Origin of the sequence: Actinomadura darangshiensis, assembly GCF_004349235.1 — a bacterium.
GTDB classification, from domain to species: Bacteria; Actinomycetota; Actinomycetes; order Streptosporangiales; family Streptosporangiaceae; genus Spirillospora; species Spirillospora darangshiensis.
This window is the reverse complement of sequence record NZ_SMKY01000060.1, coordinates 23,485-37,907: the sequence shown is the minus strand read 5'-3', so window position 1 is coordinate 37,907 and position 14,423 is coordinate 23,485. Positions and strand designations below refer to the sequence as shown.

Annotated in this window: 13 protein-coding genes; 3 read left to right on the top strand and 10 right to left on the bottom strand. The window is 73.5% G+C overall.

Going from position 1 to position 14,423, the window contains the following annotated elements:
* Nucleotides 1-74: 74 nt before the first annotated feature.
* Complete coding sequence (locus E1293_RS15890; RefSeq protein WP_132198166.1) at nucleotides 75-1,001, bottom strand: LysR family transcriptional regulator; 927 nt, start codon at nucleotides 999-1,001, stop codon at nucleotides 75-77.
* Between the two features lie 72 nt (nucleotides 1,002-1,073).
* On the opposite strand from E1293_RS15890, the gene E1293_RS15885 reads away from it, so the two are divergent.
* Together E1293_RS15885 and E1293_RS15880 are read left to right on the top strand one after the other, a co-directional pair.
* Nucleotides 1,074-1,994 carry an EamA family transporter gene (locus tag E1293_RS15885; RefSeq protein ID WP_132198165.1) on the top strand — a complete coding sequence of 307 codons (921 nt, stop codon included), beginning with the start codon at nucleotides 1,074-1,076 and terminating at the stop codon, nucleotides 1,992-1,994.
* A gap of 5 nt (nucleotides 1,995-1,999) precedes the next feature.
* The gene (locus E1293_RS15880; protein WP_132198164.1) at nucleotides 2,000-2,866 is read left to right on the top strand and encodes a dihydrodipicolinate synthase family protein; all 867 of its coding nucleotides are present in this window, start codon (nucleotides 2,000-2,002) and stop codon (nucleotides 2,864-2,866) included.
* Here E1293_RS15880 and hemL read toward each other — a convergent pair.
* Nucleotides 2,863-4,158 carry a glutamate-1-semialdehyde 2,1-aminomutase gene (hemL, locus tag E1293_RS15875; protein WP_132198163.1) on the bottom strand — a complete coding sequence of 432 codons (1,296 nt, stop codon included), beginning with the start codon at nucleotides 4,156-4,158 and terminating at the stop codon, nucleotides 2,863-2,865. The two genes, E1293_RS15880 and hemL, sit on opposite strands and share 4 nt — an antisense overlap.
* A 103-nt stretch (nucleotides 4,159-4,261) precedes the next feature.
* On the opposite strand from hemL, the gene E1293_RS15870 reads away from it, so the two are divergent.
* On the top strand, nucleotides 4,262-5,938 hold the full coding sequence (locus E1293_RS15870) for a serine/threonine-protein kinase (protein ID WP_132198162.1): 1,677 nt from the start codon (nucleotides 4,262-4,264) through the stop codon (nucleotides 5,936-5,938).
* On the opposite strand, the gene E1293_RS15865 is transcribed toward E1293_RS15870, so the two are convergent.
* The 8 genes from E1293_RS15865 to E1293_RS15830 all read right to left on the bottom strand — a co-directional run bounded on the left by E1293_RS15865 (nucleotide 5,935) and on the right by E1293_RS15830 (nucleotide 14,278).
* On the bottom strand, nucleotides 5,935-6,579 hold the full coding sequence (locus E1293_RS15865; protein ID WP_132198161.1) for a bifunctional DNA primase/polymerase: 645 nt from the start codon (nucleotides 6,577-6,579) through the stop codon (nucleotides 5,935-5,937). The genes E1293_RS15870 and E1293_RS15865 overlap by 4 nt on opposite strands.
* A gap of 103 nt (nucleotides 6,580-6,682) precedes the next feature.
* On the bottom strand, nucleotides 6,683-7,663 hold the full coding sequence (gene hemB, locus E1293_RS15860; protein WP_132198160.1) for a porphobilinogen synthase: 981 nt from the start codon (nucleotides 7,661-7,663) through the stop codon (nucleotides 6,683-6,685).
* 24 nt (nucleotides 7,664-7,687) lie between these two features.
* Nucleotides 7,688-9,217: a bifunctional uroporphyrinogen-III C-methyltransferase/uroporphyrinogen-III synthase gene (locus E1293_RS15855; protein WP_279473161.1), complete on the bottom strand. Its 1,530-nt coding sequence runs from the start codon at nucleotides 9,215-9,217 to the stop codon at nucleotides 7,688-7,690.
* 98 nt (nucleotides 9,218-9,315) lie between these two features.
* On the bottom strand, nucleotides 9,316-10,185 hold the full coding sequence (hemC, locus tag E1293_RS15850) for a hydroxymethylbilane synthase (protein WP_243716253.1): 870 nt from the start codon (nucleotides 10,183-10,185) through the stop codon (nucleotides 9,316-9,318).
* A 47-nt stretch (nucleotides 10,186-10,232) separates the two neighbouring features.
* Entirely contained in the window at nucleotides 10,233-11,729 is a 1,497-nt protein-coding gene (locus E1293_RS15845) for a glutamyl-tRNA reductase (RefSeq protein WP_207938880.1), read from the bottom strand.
* 36 nt (nucleotides 11,730-11,765) lie between these two features.
* The gene (locus E1293_RS15840; RefSeq protein ID WP_132198158.1) at nucleotides 11,766-12,506 is read right to left on the bottom strand and encodes a redox-sensing transcriptional repressor Rex; all 741 of its coding nucleotides are present in this window, start codon (nucleotides 12,504-12,506) and stop codon (nucleotides 11,766-11,768) included.
* Between the two features lie 280 nt (nucleotides 12,507-12,786).
* Entirely contained in the window at nucleotides 12,787-13,038 is a 252-nt protein-coding gene (locus E1293_RS15835; RefSeq protein WP_132198157.1) for a glutaredoxin family protein, read from the bottom strand.
* A 1-nt stretch (nucleotide 13,039) separates the two neighbouring features.
* Nucleotides 13,040-14,278, bottom strand: coding sequence for a putative quinol monooxygenase (locus E1293_RS15830; protein ID WP_243716251.1), 1,239 nt, complete (start codon nucleotides 14,276-14,278; stop codon nucleotides 13,040-13,042).
* Nucleotides 14,279-14,423: the final 145 nt, after the last annotated feature.

Sequence of the window (14,423 nt, the reverse complement as noted above, 5' to 3'; positions counted from 1 at the left end):
AAGAGACAGCCCTCCGCCCGCCCGCCCGATACCGCCCGGTATGACGATCATGTCGGGCGGGCGGTTCGGACCGGTCAGCCGGGTATGCCCGCGATCGCCGGCGGGCCGGCCGGGACTGCGGCGCGCAGGGCGGCGACGACGGCGCGGATCGCGGGGCGGCGGGCCGCCTCCTCGCGCCAGACGGCGTAGACCCGGCGCGCCAGCGGGGCCGACAGCGGGACGACCGCCACCCCGGGCGGGACGTCGCAGCGGCCGAGGCGGGGCAGGATCGCGTTGCCGAGCCCGGCGGCGACCAGCGAGAGCTGGGTCGCGAACTCGTAGGCCATGTGGTCGATGTTGGGCTCGCTGTCGATGGCGCGGAGCGTCCGGATCAGCCAGTCGCAGCAGATGCTGTCCTGCGAGGAGCTGATCCAGGGGTCGCCGGCCAGCTCCTTGAGGTCGATCGTGTCGCGGCCGGCGAGGTCGTGCGCGTCGGGCAGCGCCACGTCCGCGACGTCCTCGCAGATCACGCCCTTGTGCAGGCCCTCGGGGAGCGGCAGCGGCTCGTTGTTCCAGTCCTGGACGACGGCCATGTCGTAGTCGCCGCGCAGGACGAGCGGCATGCTGCGCATCGGGTCCTCCTCGCGGAGCAGGACGCGCAGGTCGGGGTGGTCGCCGCGGAGCCCGTGCAGCGCGGCGGGCATCAGCCCGCGGATCGCGGTGGGGAACGCGGCGACGGCGAGCTGGCCGACGACGGAGCCGCGGTGCGCCTCCAGGTCGGCCTGCGCCTGCTCGACGAGCGACAGGATCCGCTCGGCGTGCGCGACGAGCAGCTCGGCGGCGTCGGTGAGCCGGACGCCGCGCCCGTTGCGCTCCAGGAGCTTCTGGCCGGTCTCGCGCTCCAGCTTCGCGAGCTGCTGCGAGACGGCGGAGGTGGTGACGTGCAGGACGTCCGCGGCGGCGCTGACCGAGCCGTAGGTCGCGACCGAATGCAGGGCGCGCAGCCGTTCGAGATCAAGCATGAAGCAATACTAAAGCGAGATGTCAAGAAGTTCTCGCTTGTCCTAAAGCGACTTTTTCCTGACGATCGGGGCATGAGATCGCGCCACGTCCTGCTGGCCACCCTGATCGCCGCGCTCTGGGGTTTCAACTTCGTCCCGATCAAGGTGGCCCTGGACGACCTGTCCCCGCTGCTGATGGCCGCGCTGCGGTTCACGGCCGCCGCGCTGCCCGCGGTGTTCCTCGTCCGCCGGCCGCCGGTCGCCGCCCGCTGGTTCGTCCTGGTCGGCGTCCCGCTCGGCGTCGGGCAGTTCGGGCTGCTGTTCATCGGCATGACCATGGGCATGCCCGCGGGGCTGGCGTCGGTCGTCCTCCAGGTGCAGGCGGTCTTCACGGCGCTGTTCGCCGGCCTGCTGCTGCACGAGCGGCTGGGCGCCCGGCAGATCGCGGGCATGGTCGTCGCCTTCTGCGGCGTCGCGCTGCTCGGCGTCGCCCAGGCCGAGGGCGGGAGCCCGGTCGCGGCGTTCCTCGTCTGCCTCGGCGGCGCGGCCGCCTGGGGCCTGGCGAACATCGCGATGCGGCGGATGAACCAGTCCACCAGGAAGCCGGTGGACGCGTTCGGGTTCATGGTGTGGATGTCGCTGGTGCCGCCGATCCCGCTGTTCGCCCTGTCGCTGGTCTTCGAGGGGCCGGGCGCCGTGCCGGACGCGGCGCGGAACATCTCGCTCGCCGGCCTCGCCTCGATGGCGTTCATCGCCTACATCTCCACGCTGTTCTGCTTCGGCGTGTGGGGCTGGCTGATGCGCCGGTACGCGGCCAGCACGGTCGCCATGTACTCGCTGCTCGTCCCGCCGTTCGGGCTGCTCTCGGCCGGCGTTCTCCTGCACGAGCACGTGGACGCGACGCGCCTCGGCGCCGCCGCACTGATCATCGCGGGGGTCGCGGCCGGGAGCGTCCGGCCGCGGTCGCGCATCCGGATCGCTCCGGCCGCCCCGCAGGCCGCCGAAACGAGGTGACACCCATGCGCGGAATCCACGCGTCGCTCGTGACGCCGTTCACCCGCTCCGGTGCGGTGGACGCCAAGTCGCTCGAACGCCTCGCCGTCCACTGCCTGCGGAACGGGGCGGACGGGCTCGTCGCGCTCGGCACGACCGGCGAGGCCGCCATGCTGAGCGCCGCCGAGCAGCGGACGGTCCTGGAGGTGTGCCGCGCCGTCTCCATCGAGCACGGGACCCCGCTGACGGTCGGCGCGGGCACGATGGGCACCGAGGACTCGATCCGGCAGGCCCGCGAGCGCGCCCCGCTGGCCGACGCGCTGCTCGTCGTCGTCCCGTACTACCTGCGGCCGTCCGACGAGGGGATCATCGACCACTTCGCCGCCATCGGCGCCGCCGTGGACGTGCCGCTCGTCCCGTACAACATCCCGTACCGGACGGGGAGGCACCTGCCCGCCGAGACGCTGCTGAAGATCCTCGACCTCGACTGCGTCGTCGGCATGAAGCACTGCGCGGGCGGGATCGACCAGGACACCCTCGCCATGCTGGCCTCCAACCCCGGCAAGGCCGTCCTGGGCGGGGACGACGCGTACATCTACCCCATGCTCCAGCTTGGCGCGTCCGGCGGCGTCGCGGCCTGCGCCTGCCTCGCGCCGGCCGCCTACGTCGCGATGGCCCAGGCGACGCGTGACGGGAACGCGGCGCGGGCGCTGGCACTCCACAACGCGCTGCTGCCGATGACGTCGGCGCTGTTCAGCGAGCCGTCCCCGTCCGTGCTCAAGGCGTGCCTGGCCGAGGAAGGGCTGATCGACGATCCCGCGGTGCGCGCTCCCCTGCACGCACCGCGTCCCGAATCGGTCGCCGAGGCCCTGCAGGCGTTCCGGGCCCTCTAGGACGCCGCCTGCGCGGCGGCGCGGGCCGCGTGCGGGAGGGCGTCGAGAACGCGTCCCAGAGCCTCCTCGTCATGCGCGGACGACAGGAACCACACCTCGTACGCCGACGCCGGCAGGTACACGCCGCGCTCCAGCGCGGCGTGGAAGAACGCGGCATACGCCTTGGTGTCCTGCCGCTGCGCGGCTGCGAAGTCGCCCACCGGCGCGTCGCTGAAGAAGACGGAGAACAGGTTGCTCGCGTTCTGCACCGAGTGCGGGACGCCCTCACGCTCCAGCGCCTCCGACGCGGCCTTCGACACGATCTCCGCCGAGCGGTCGATCGCGGCGTACACCTCGTCCGTGGCGTGCCGCAGCGTGGCGATCCCCGCGGCGGTGGCGAGCGGGTTCCCCGACAGGGTGCCGGCCTGGTAGACGGGCCCGGCGGGGGCGAGGTGGTCCATGATGTCGGCGCGCCCGCCGAACGCGGCGGCGGGCAGCCCGCCGCCCATCACCTTCCCGAACGTCATCAGGTCGCCGGGCACGCCCTCGATCCCGAACCAGCCCGACCTGGACGCCCGGAACCCGGTGAGGACCTCGTCGACGACCAGCAGCGCCCCGTACCGCTCGCACAGCCGCTTCAGCAGCGCGTTGAACCCGGCCAGCGGCGGGATCACGCCCATGTTGCACGGGACGGCCTCGGTGATGACGCAGGCGATGTCGGTGCCGTGCTCGTCGAACGCCGTCTCCACGGCCGCGACGTCGTTGTAGGGCAGGATCAGCGTGTCGGCGGTGGTCGCGCCGGTCACGCCCGGGGTGTCGGGCAGCCCGAACGTGGCGACGCCGGAGCCCGCCGCGGCCAGCAGCGAGTCGACGTGCCCGTGGTAGCAGCCCGCGAACTTCACGATCTTGGTGCGGCCGGTGAACCCACGGGCCAGCCGGATCGCCGACATCGTCGCCTCGGTGCCCGAGTTGACCAGCCGGACCCGCGCCGCCGGCGTCCGCCCGACGATCTCCTCGGCGAGCTCCACCTCGCCCTGCGTGGGGGCGCCGTAGGAGGTGCCGCGTCCCGCCGCGTCCCGGACCGCCTCCACGACCGCCGGATGCGCGTGCCCGAGGATCATCGGGCCCCAGGAGCACACCAGGTCGACGTACTCGTTCCCGTCGGCGTCCGTCAGGTACGGGCCGCGGGCGGACGCGATGAAGCGGGGGGTCCCGCCGACGGCGCCGAAGGCCCGCACCGGCGAGTTGACGCCGCCGGGGACCACCGCGGCGGCACGGTCGAACAACTGCTGGGAAGCATCGGTGGTTGTCACTTTTGTAGTCTCTCAGTTGCAGTTCGGCGACTTGCCTTGACCTCGCGCCGTACGTGCCGATATTCCACCAAGTACGACATCGGAGGGATGGGCTTTCACCGTGGTGAACGGCTGGACGGTCCCGGGCTTCACCCACGAGCGGGAGCTGGGCGGCGGAACCTCGGGCCGGGTGGTGCTGGCGGTCGACGACCCGACCGGCACGAAGGTCGCGATCAAGTACCTCGACGGCGCGCTGGCGGCCGACGAGGCGTTCCTGACGCGCTTCCGGGCGGCGGCACGGCCGCTGTCCCAGCTCGAGGACCCGAACGTGGTGGACTTCTACGACTTCGTGGAGTCCGCGGACGGCGCGGCGATCGTGATGCAGCGCGTCGACGGCGTCAGCCTGCGCCGCGTCCTCGCCGCGCAGGGCCCCACCGGGCCGCTCGCGGCGCTGTCCATGCTGGGCGGGACGCTCCTCGGGCTGGCGGCGGCGCACGAGCGCGACATCGTGCACGGCTCGATGCGCCCGGCGAACGTCCTGGTGGACGGCGAGGGCAACGCGCGCCTCACCGACTTCGCGACCGCGCCCGCGGGCACCGAGGCGCAGCACGGCCCCCAGTACGCGGCCGCCGAGCTGTGGGACGGCGCGCCCGCCACCCCCGCCACCGACCTGTACGCGGCCACCGCGATCTTCTACGAGTGCCTCACCGGCCATCCGCCGTACACGGGCCGGAACATGGCGCGGCAGCACCGCGAGGCGCCGATCCCCGCCGACGAGGTGCCCGGGCCGCTGCGCGAACTGATCCACCACGGCCTGGCCAAGGAGCCGGACAAGCGCCCGAAGTCGGCCGCCGACTACCTCGCCGCCCTGGAAGAGGCCGCGGTCTCCGCGTACGGGCCGTCCTGGGAGGCGCAGGGCCGCGGCCGGCTCACCGAGCTCGCCACGCAGGCCGCCCAGCAGCCGGAGCCGCCGAAGCCGAAGCCGTCCCGCAGCAGCGGCCGCAACCCGATCGTCGCGGGCGCGCAGGGCGGCGGCGGATCCCGGGCGCGCTGGATCCTCGCCGCCGTCGCCGTGCTGGTCGTCGCCGCCGGCGGTGCGGGCGCGATGACGCTGCTGAACAACGACGACAAGCAGCCGCCCGAGCCGACGCCCGCGCAGAGCAGCACCCCGCAGCCGACGCTCCCGGCCGGCGGCGTCGACCCCGCGCCGCTCATCGCGCGGATCGACCAGGCCACCGCGAAGGCGCCCGGCGCCGCGTTCAGCTACCGGCAGACGGGCTGCTGCGGCTTCCCCGTCACCGGCCGGGGGACGTTCGGGCTGGTGCAGGGCGCGTCGCCGTCCTACACGATGAAGATGGCCGGGACGGGCTCGGCCCGCAAGGCCGTGCAGGCCGTCGTCGTCCAGGACCGGCTGTACGTCCGCGCCGGCAAGAAGTGGCGGCCGACGCAGCTCGGCGGGCGCGGCTACCCGGCGGTGGCCGACCAGGTGCGGCAGGGCTCGTCCGTCGCGAACCTGACGACGCTGCTGCGGTCGGCGACGAGGCTCACCAGGTCCGGCTCGATCTACCAGGGCGAGGCGCCGGCGGCGAAGCTGGCGCAGAGCCCCGGCATCGGCCCGATGTACGCGCGGATGTCGCAGGAGACCGGCGCCCAGCAGATCGCCTTCGCCATCAAGTTCGACGCGGGCTTCCGCCCGGTCAAGTTCTGGGTGCGCGCGGGGCCCGAGAAGGGCCGCAACCAGACGCAGCGCGGCTCCTACAGCCAGTGGGGCCGCAAGCCCGCCGTCAAGGTGCCGCGCTAGACGCCCTCACAGGCGTCCGAGAGGACGCCCAGGAGCCGCAGCGGGTCCGGGAGCGGATCCCGGGACGGCGGGCGCAGCCACGCCGCCTCACGCCCGTTCGGCAGCACGGACGGCGGCGCCACCACGTAGCTGTCACGGCAGTGCCACCGCATCCCGGGCGTCTCGGCGACGTCCTCCGGGGAGCAGTCCAGGTGGCAGGACCACCACTCGGCCTCGTCGGCGGGCGCGCCGCGGGTGGCGACGAAGAACAGGTGCCGGTCGCCCCCGAAAGAAGCGACCGGACCGACGGGAAGGTCTTCCCGCTCGATCCGGTCGAGGGCGATGGTCCCGGCCGCGGCCGGTACGTCGAACACGTCGAACACCCGGCCCGTCGGCAGGATGATGTTGGCCCGCGGACGCTCCGACCACCACCGTTCGATCACGTCCGCGTCCACCCCGGCCTGGTGCGCCCAGGCCGCCGACACCGGATGCGCCGCCGGGTCGGGACAGCCGATCCGGTCGCACGAACACGCTCTGTCACCGCCCACGGGTGGATGGGCGCCGGGAAAGCACGGCCATCCCAGGCCGGCGTACTCCCGCGCCGCCGCGGCCATCCGGTCGCGCGCCGCCCGTTGCCGCTTGTTACCCGAGACCGCCAGCATCTCCGCCCCCCAAAGCACCAGGTCGCACGTGTTCCCTGGTTAACGATGATGCCCGCCGGCCCCAGCAGCTCGCGCGTCGACCCCCGAAAACGACCCTAAGTGACTAGAGGCGCCTCGCCACCTCGGTGGCCCAGTAGGTGAGGGTGATGTCGGCGCCGGCGCGGCGGATGGACAGGAGCGACTCCATGATGGTGCGGTCGCGGTCGATCCAGCCCTTCTCGGCGGCGGCCTCGATCATCGCGTACTCCCCGCTGACCTGGTAGGCGACGACGGGGACGTCGACGGCGTCGCGGACGCGCCGCACGATGTCGAGGTAGGCGCCCGCGGGCTTCACCATCACCATGTCGGCGCCCTCGTCGAGGTCGAGGAAGACCTCGCGCAGCGACTCGTCGGCGTTCGCCGGGTCCTGCTGGTGGGTGGAGCGGTCGCCGAACTGCGGCGCGCACTCGGCGGCCTCGCGGAACGGGCCGTAGTAGGCGGAGGCGTACTTCACCGAGTACCCCAGGATCGCGGTGCCCGAGTACCCGGCGCCGTCGAGCGCCTCCCGGATCGCGGCGACCTGGCCGTCCATCATCCCGGACGGGCCGACGACGGCGGCGCCCGCCTCGGCCTGCGCCAGCGCGATGGAGGCGTAGCGCTCCAGCGTCGCGTCGTTGTCGATCTCGCCGGACGGCGTGAGGAGGCCGCAGTGCCCGTGGTCGGTGTACTCGTCCAGGCACAGGTCCGTCATGATCACGGTGGCGTCGCCGAGGTCGGACGACAGGTCGCGCAGCGCGAGCTGGACGATGCCGTCCGGGTCGTCGGCGGCGGAGCCGGCCGCGTCCTTCTCGGCCGGGATGCCGAACAGGATGAGGCCGCCGACGCCCGCCTCGGCCGCCTCGTGCGCGGCCTTGCGGAGGCTGTCGCGGGTGTGCTGGAACACGCCCGGCATGGACGCGACCGGCTGCGGCTCGGCGATGCCCTCCTTGACGAACACGGGCAGCACCAGGTCGGCCGGGGCGAGCCGCGTCTCGGCGACCAGCCGGCGCAGCGCGGGCGTACGGCGAAGCCGCCGCGGACGGGCGGCGGGGAACTGTGCGGACATGATCCCTCTGCGGTGTGTGGGAGGCTACTTCCGGCGCCGGGCGCCCCGGCGCATCTGGCTGGGCTTGCGAAGCGGGTCCCCCGCCTCGATCTGGGCCGCCCTCCGCTTGGCACCGTACTCCGCGAGCGCGTCCGCGAGGGCGGATACGGACGGCTTCTCAGCCATAACGTCCACCCGCAGCCCGTATTCCTCGGCCGTCTTCGCCGTCTGCGGGCCGATCACGGCGATCACCGTCACGTTGTGCGGCTTGCCCGCGATCCCGATCAGGTTCTTCACCGTGGAGGACGAGGTGAACAGCACCGCGTCGAACCCGCCGCCCTTGATCGCGTTGCGGATCGGCTCGGGCGGCGGCGCGGCCCGGACCGTCCGGTAGGCGGTCACGTCCTCGCACTCCCAGCCGAGTTCGGTCAGCTTCGCGATGAGCACGTCGGTGGCGATGTCGGCGCGCGGCAGCAGCACCCGGTTGATCGGGTCGAGGTCCTCGTCGTAGGGCGGCCACTCGCTCGCCAGGCCCTCGCCGGACTGCTCCCCGGACGGGACGAGGTCGGGCTGGATGCCGAACTCGACCAGCGCGGCGGCGGTCTGCTCGCCGACCGCGGCGACCTTCAGGCCGGCGAACGCGCGGGCGTCCAGGCCGTAGTCGACGAACTTCTCCCGGACGGCCTTCACCGCGTTCGTGGAGGTGAACACCACCCACTCGTACCGCCCGGTGACGAGGCCCTTCACGGCGCGTTCCATCTGCTGCGGGGTGCGCGGCGGCTCGACGGAGATCGTCGGCACCTCGTCCGGGACGGCCCCGTACCCGCGCAGCCGGTCCGACAGCGACGCGGCCTGCTCCTTGGTGCGCGGCACGAGGACGCGCCAGCCGAACAGCGCCTTCGTCTCGAACCAGGACAGCTTGTCGCGCCAGTTCACCACGTCCCCGACGATGATCAGGGCGGGCGCCTCCATGCCCTTGGTGTCGGACGCGAGCCTGCTCAGCGTGGAGACGACGGTCTCCTGCTCGGTGGTGGTGCCGAGGCTCGTCATCGCGGCCGGGGTCGAGTCGGGGCGCCCCACCGCGATCAGGCCCTTCGCGACCTCCGCGACCGCGCCCTCGGCGCCGAGGACGACGAGGGTCATGTCCTGGGCCGCGTAGCGCTCCCAGTCGACGCCGCCCCCGGCGGCGTCCACGATCCGGACCTCGCGGTTCTTGGCGTCGGTCAGCGGGATGCCCGCGTACCCGGGCACGCCCGTCACCGCGGACACCCCGGGCACCACCTCGAACGGGACGCCGGCCTTCGCCAGCGCACCGCCCTCGGCGGCGAGGTTGCAGGCCGTCCCCGGGTCGCCGGGGAACAGCCGGACGACGCGGCGGCCCGCCTTCGCGGCCCGCGCGGCGAGCTTCACCGGGTCGCCCTCCGCGGTGTCGACGATCTCCGCGTCGGGACGGCAGTGGGACAGGATCTCGGCCGGGCAGTGCGCGCGGCTCACGATCACCGTGTCGGCGCGTTCCAGCTCGGCGGCGGCGCGCAGGGTCAGCAGCGCCGGGTCACCGGGACCCATGCCGACGATCGCGACCGTCCCCGGGCCGGCGGTCCGGCGCGGGGGCGGGTCGGCGGCCCCGGTCTTGTTCGTGCTCTGCTCGGCGGCGGTGGTCTTAGCGGCGGGGCTCAATCGCGCTCCCCCATCAACTGGTCGGCCCCCTGCGCGAGCAGCCGGGCCGCGAGGTCGCGTCCGAGCTGCTCGGCGGCATCCGGGTGGCCGCTTGCGGACAGCCGCACCTGCCGGCTCCCGTCGTACGCGGCGACGGTCGCGGTCAGATGCAGCTTTTCATCTACTTCGGCAGCGTATGTTCCCACGGGCGCGGAGCAACCCGCCTCCAGCACCGCCAGCACCGTCCGCTCGGCGGTGACGGTGCGCCTGGTCGGGGCGTCGTCGACCGTTCCAAGCAGGGCGCGGAGGTCGTCGCGGTCGGCGCGGCACTCGAGGGCGAGCGAGCCCTGCCCGGGAGCGGGCAGCATCTGGTCCGGCTCGAAGACCTCGGCGACCGCGTCCAGCCGGCCGATCCGCTTCAGGCCCGCGTGCGCCAGCACCACGGCGTCCAGCTCGCCGTCGGTGACCTTGCGCAGCCGGGTGTCGGCGTTGCCGCGGATCGGGACGATCTCCAGGTCCGGGCGGAGCGCCCGCAGCTGCGCGACCCGGCGCGGCGACCCGGTGCCGATCCGCGCGCCGCGCGGCAGGTCGGCGAGCTTCGCCGGACCGCACAAGGCGTCGCGCGGGTCGTCGCGGGCGGGCGTCGCCGCGAGGACGATCCCGGGCGTCTCGGACGTCGGCAGATCCTTCAGCGAGTGCACCGCGAAGTCCACCTCGCCGGACAGCACCTTGTCGCGGAGCGCGTTGACGAAAACGCCGGTCCCGCCGATCTGGGCGAGCAGGGCCTTGGAGACATCACCCTGCGTGGTTACCCCGACCAGCTCCACGGCATGCCCCGTCAGCTGCGCCAACGCGTCCGCGACGCCCTGCGACTGGGTCGTCGCCATCAGGCTCTTGCGGGTGCCCAGCCGCAGCGGGCCCCTGCTCGCCGTACTCACGTGTCGTCTCCTTCGCGCACCGGGACCGCGTCCCGGGCGCTGACCGCCCGGACGCTCGCGGCCTGGGCGTTCACCGTCTCGACGTTCACACCGTCCGACAGGGCGGCGTCGCCCTGCGCGGACACCGGACTCACACAGTCGGCCTCGGCGCAGTCGGGGTCGATGCCCCCCGCGCGGGCGTCGGCCTCGCCGAGGTCCGCGCGGGCAACCGCCTCCGGGGCCTTCGGGTCCAGGTCGAACAGCTCGCGGAGCGCGTCGGCGTAGGAGTCGCCGCCCGGCGCCGCCGCCAGCTCCTTGACCCGGACGGTCGGCGCGTGGAGCAGCTTGTCCACCACGCGCTTGACGGTCTGCTCGATCTCCCGCCTGGCCTTGCCGTCCATCTCGGGCACCCGCCCGGTCAGCCGGCTCAGCTCGGCCTCCACCACGTCGGCGGCCTTGCTGCGCAGCGCGACGACGGTCGGCGCGACGGCCGCGGCGCGGGCCGCGCTGAGGAACGCCTCGACCTCCTCGGCCACGATCCGCCGGACGGCCTCGACCGCCTCCGGGCCGATCGCCTCCGCGGCCTCCTGCGCGGTCCGCAGGTCGTCCAGGCCGGCCAGCCCGGCGTCGTCCAGGTCGGCGACGGTCCGCTCCACGTCGTGCGGGAGGGCCAGGTCGAGGAAGAAGCGGCGGCGGCCGTCCGACCCGACGCCGCGGGCCACCAGCCGCGCGGTCGTCAGCACCAGGCCGGCGGCGCCGGTGCACGACACCACCAGGTCGGCCTCGGCGATCGCCGCGTCCAGCGCCGCCAGCTCGATCGCGCGGGACGGGACGTCCAGCGACCCGGCGAGGCGCACCGCCCGCTCGTGGGTGCGGTTGGCGACCACGACCTCGCGCGCCCCGGCGCGGCTCAGCGTGGCCGCGGCGAGCGAGCTCATCGAACCGGCGCCGACGACCAGCGCGCGGACGTCCGCGAGCGGCCCGAGGTGCCGGGCCGCGACGTCCAGGCCCACGCTGACCAGCGACGCGCCGGCCTGGTCGATCCCCGTCTCGTGGTGGGCGCGCTTGCCGACCCGCAGCGACTGCTGCAGGACGTCGTGCAGGTCGCGGCCCAGCGTGCCCTCGTCCTGCGCGAGCCGGAACGCCTGCCGGATCTGCCCGAGGATCTGTCCCTCGCCGACGACCATCGACTCGAGGCCGCACGCCACCGCGAACACGTGCTGGACGGCCCGCTCCTCGTAGTGGACGTACAGGTGCCGCGACAGGTCGTCCATCGGGACGCCCGAGTGCAGCGCCAGCAGCTCGGAGATCGCCGAGACGCCGCCGTGGAACTTGTCGACCACCGCGTAGAGCTCGACCCGGTTGCAGGTGGAGACGATCGCGGCCTCGGCGACGTTCGGGGAGTCGTGCACCGCGTGCAGCAGCTTGACCAGGTCGTCCCCGGCGACCGCCGCCCGCTCCAGCACCGCCACCGGCGCGCTCCGGTGGCTGAGCCCCACGACCAGAATGCTCATCTGCCGTCTCCCGCGTCTCCGCTCATGCCGCCCATGTCATGCTTCCACCCGCTCTACGTACTGCGCCGCGCCGGGTGGCGCGTCGCCGGGAGGCAGCGGGGCGAAGCCGTCCGGGCCGCCGGCCTTGCGCTGCTCGTGGAAGGCGAGGATCTGCAGCTCGATGGACAGGTCGACCTTGCGGACGTCGACCCCGTCCGGCACCGAGAGCACCACGGGGGCGAAGTTCAGGACGCTCGTCACACCGGCGGCCACCACGCGGTCGCACACCCCCTGGGCGGCGCCCGCCGGGGTCGCGATCACCGCGATGGACACGCCGTGCCCGGCGATCATGTCCTCCAGCCCGTCGATGTGCTCCACCGTCATGCCGGAGATCTCCTGTCCGACGATGGACTCGTCAGCGTCGAGAAGGCCCGCCACGCGGAAGCCGCGGGACGCGAAACCGCCGTAGCCGGCCAGGGCACGGCCAAGGTTACCGACCCCGATGATCGCGACGACCCAGTCCTGGGTGAGTCCGAGCTCGCGGGAGATCTGGTAGACGAGGTACTCGACCTCGTAGCCCACCCCGCGCGTCCCGTAGGAGCCCAGGTGAGACAGGTCCTTGCGGAGTTTGGCCGAGTTGACCCCGGCCGCCGCCGCGAGCTCCTCGGAGGAGACGGTCGAGACGTCCCGCTCCTGCAGCCCGGTGAGGGCCCGCAGGTAGACCGGGAGCCGCGCCACGGTGGCTTCGGGGATGCCGCGGCCCGCACGGTCGCGGTGGCGGTTCTGTCGAGGTGTCACGGCCTGCTCTTCGGACTCGACGCTGGGACGGGGTGCGAGGCCCCTGGCCCCCGGCTCGCACGGCCGGCTGCCGGCCGCCCGGTCGCGGCGCGGCCGCCGCAGGGCTGTCCACCAGGTTAAGCCTTTGTGAATACGCGCACAAAGTCACCCCCCGCTCGCGCGGACCCCGGGCACCCCGGACGGCACCGCGAAAGGCCCGCCCATCAGGGACTTTCCGGCCCGCGTTGGGTACCCCGCCCGGCCGCCGGGTGTGACCGATCGGACATGCCCGTCCGGGCGGCTAGCGCAGTTCCGCGATCGCCGCGCGGAGCCGGCCCTCGTCGACGCGCCAGAAGTCGTGCTGGACGCCGTTGATCAGCGTGACCGGGATCTGCTCCCAGTACTGCTCGGTGTCGCGCTCCGACCGGGTGATGTCGCGCTCCTCCCAGCCGACGTCCAGATCGCCCGCGACGCGCTCGATCACCGCGCGGGCGTCGTCGCACAGGTGGCAGCCGGGCTTGCCGAGCAGCGTGATCATGATCTCGTCCGGCATGTCACCTCCCGGGGAACTCCGGCGCGGGCAGCGGCACCTTCGCCGGGCCGAGCTTCAGCTCGATCACGTTCGTGGCGAGGACGTGGGTGCGCGACTCCGCCAGGAAGCGCTGCAGGTGCGGCTGGCGGCGGTGCGCGGCGAACGCCGCCTCGTCCCGGAACAGCTGGTAGAAGATCCGCTGCGTGGGGGCGCCCACCACGTCGTGGGAGGCGAAGACCAGCGTTTCGGGCTCGGTCGCCAGGGCCGCCTTCACCAGGTCGGTGGCGAGCCGGTCGAAGGCGTCCTCGCGTCCGTCCAGCAGCGTGTAGACGGTGATCTGGCCGCACGCGTTCGCCAGCGGGAGGCCGGACCCGCCGGGGACGTCGACGGCGGTGGGCCCGGCGGGGTTGCCGGGGAAGGCCGCGCCGACGGGGAAGCCCGGCTCGGGGATGCTCGTGTTCTCCGGGAAGCGCAGCTCCTCGGCGGACGGCTCGGGGAAGCGCAGCTCGCCGCGCCGGGCGTCCGGCGGCGGGGTCGGCGCCGGGACGGGCTCCGGCTTGGCGGCGGGCGGGTAGCCCTGCTCCTCGTAGCCGGTGGCGGGCTCGTCCCGGTAGTCGTCCCCGTACTCGTCGTAGCCCTCGTCGTCGTAGACGGGGATGGTGCGCATCGCGCCGTACCAGACCAGCCCGGCGGCGGCGCCGAGCGCGATCACCGCGAGCGGCGCGGGCAGGAACCCGCGGGTGCCGCTGACGACCAGCACGCCCGCGAGCGCGACCAGCGCGATCGGGATGAGCAGCTCGCCGGCCTCCTGGTCGCGCTTGCTCGCCAGCCACGCGGTCACACCGGTGCAGCCCGCGAGCGCGATCACCGCGACGACGTGCGCGCCGTCGATCAGCAGCAGCGGCAGCGCGTCGTAGGTGTCGCTCGGTTTCGGCAGGCTCTTGGACAGCGACCCCTTGAGCGGGTCGAGGATCAGGATGACGATCGCGACGACCGTGTAGGAGATCGCGAACAGCCAGGCGGCGAACCGCACCTGCACGTACCGCGCGATCAGCTCGATCATGCCGAGCGCGAGCCACACCGGCCCGATCAGCGCGGCGCCGAGCTCCAGCACGCGGAACAGCGGGCCGTTGAACCCCATCAGGAAGCCGACGACCATGCACAGCAGCGCGAGCGTCAGTCCGACCTGGGTGAACGACCAGGCGATGAGGTAGAGCAGCCGGTCCTTGTAGGCGCGCTGAATGAGCAACCCGGTGGCCACTAAGGCACCAAGGGTCGCAAGGAGCGCGAGAAAAGCATCGACCATCGCGCCCCATGGTGCCCGATGCCGGGGGCGGAAGGGTAACCGTGCCCCTGATCGGGGCCCGCGAATCCCCTGAACGCGCCTGAACGCGCCATTGCCTCTC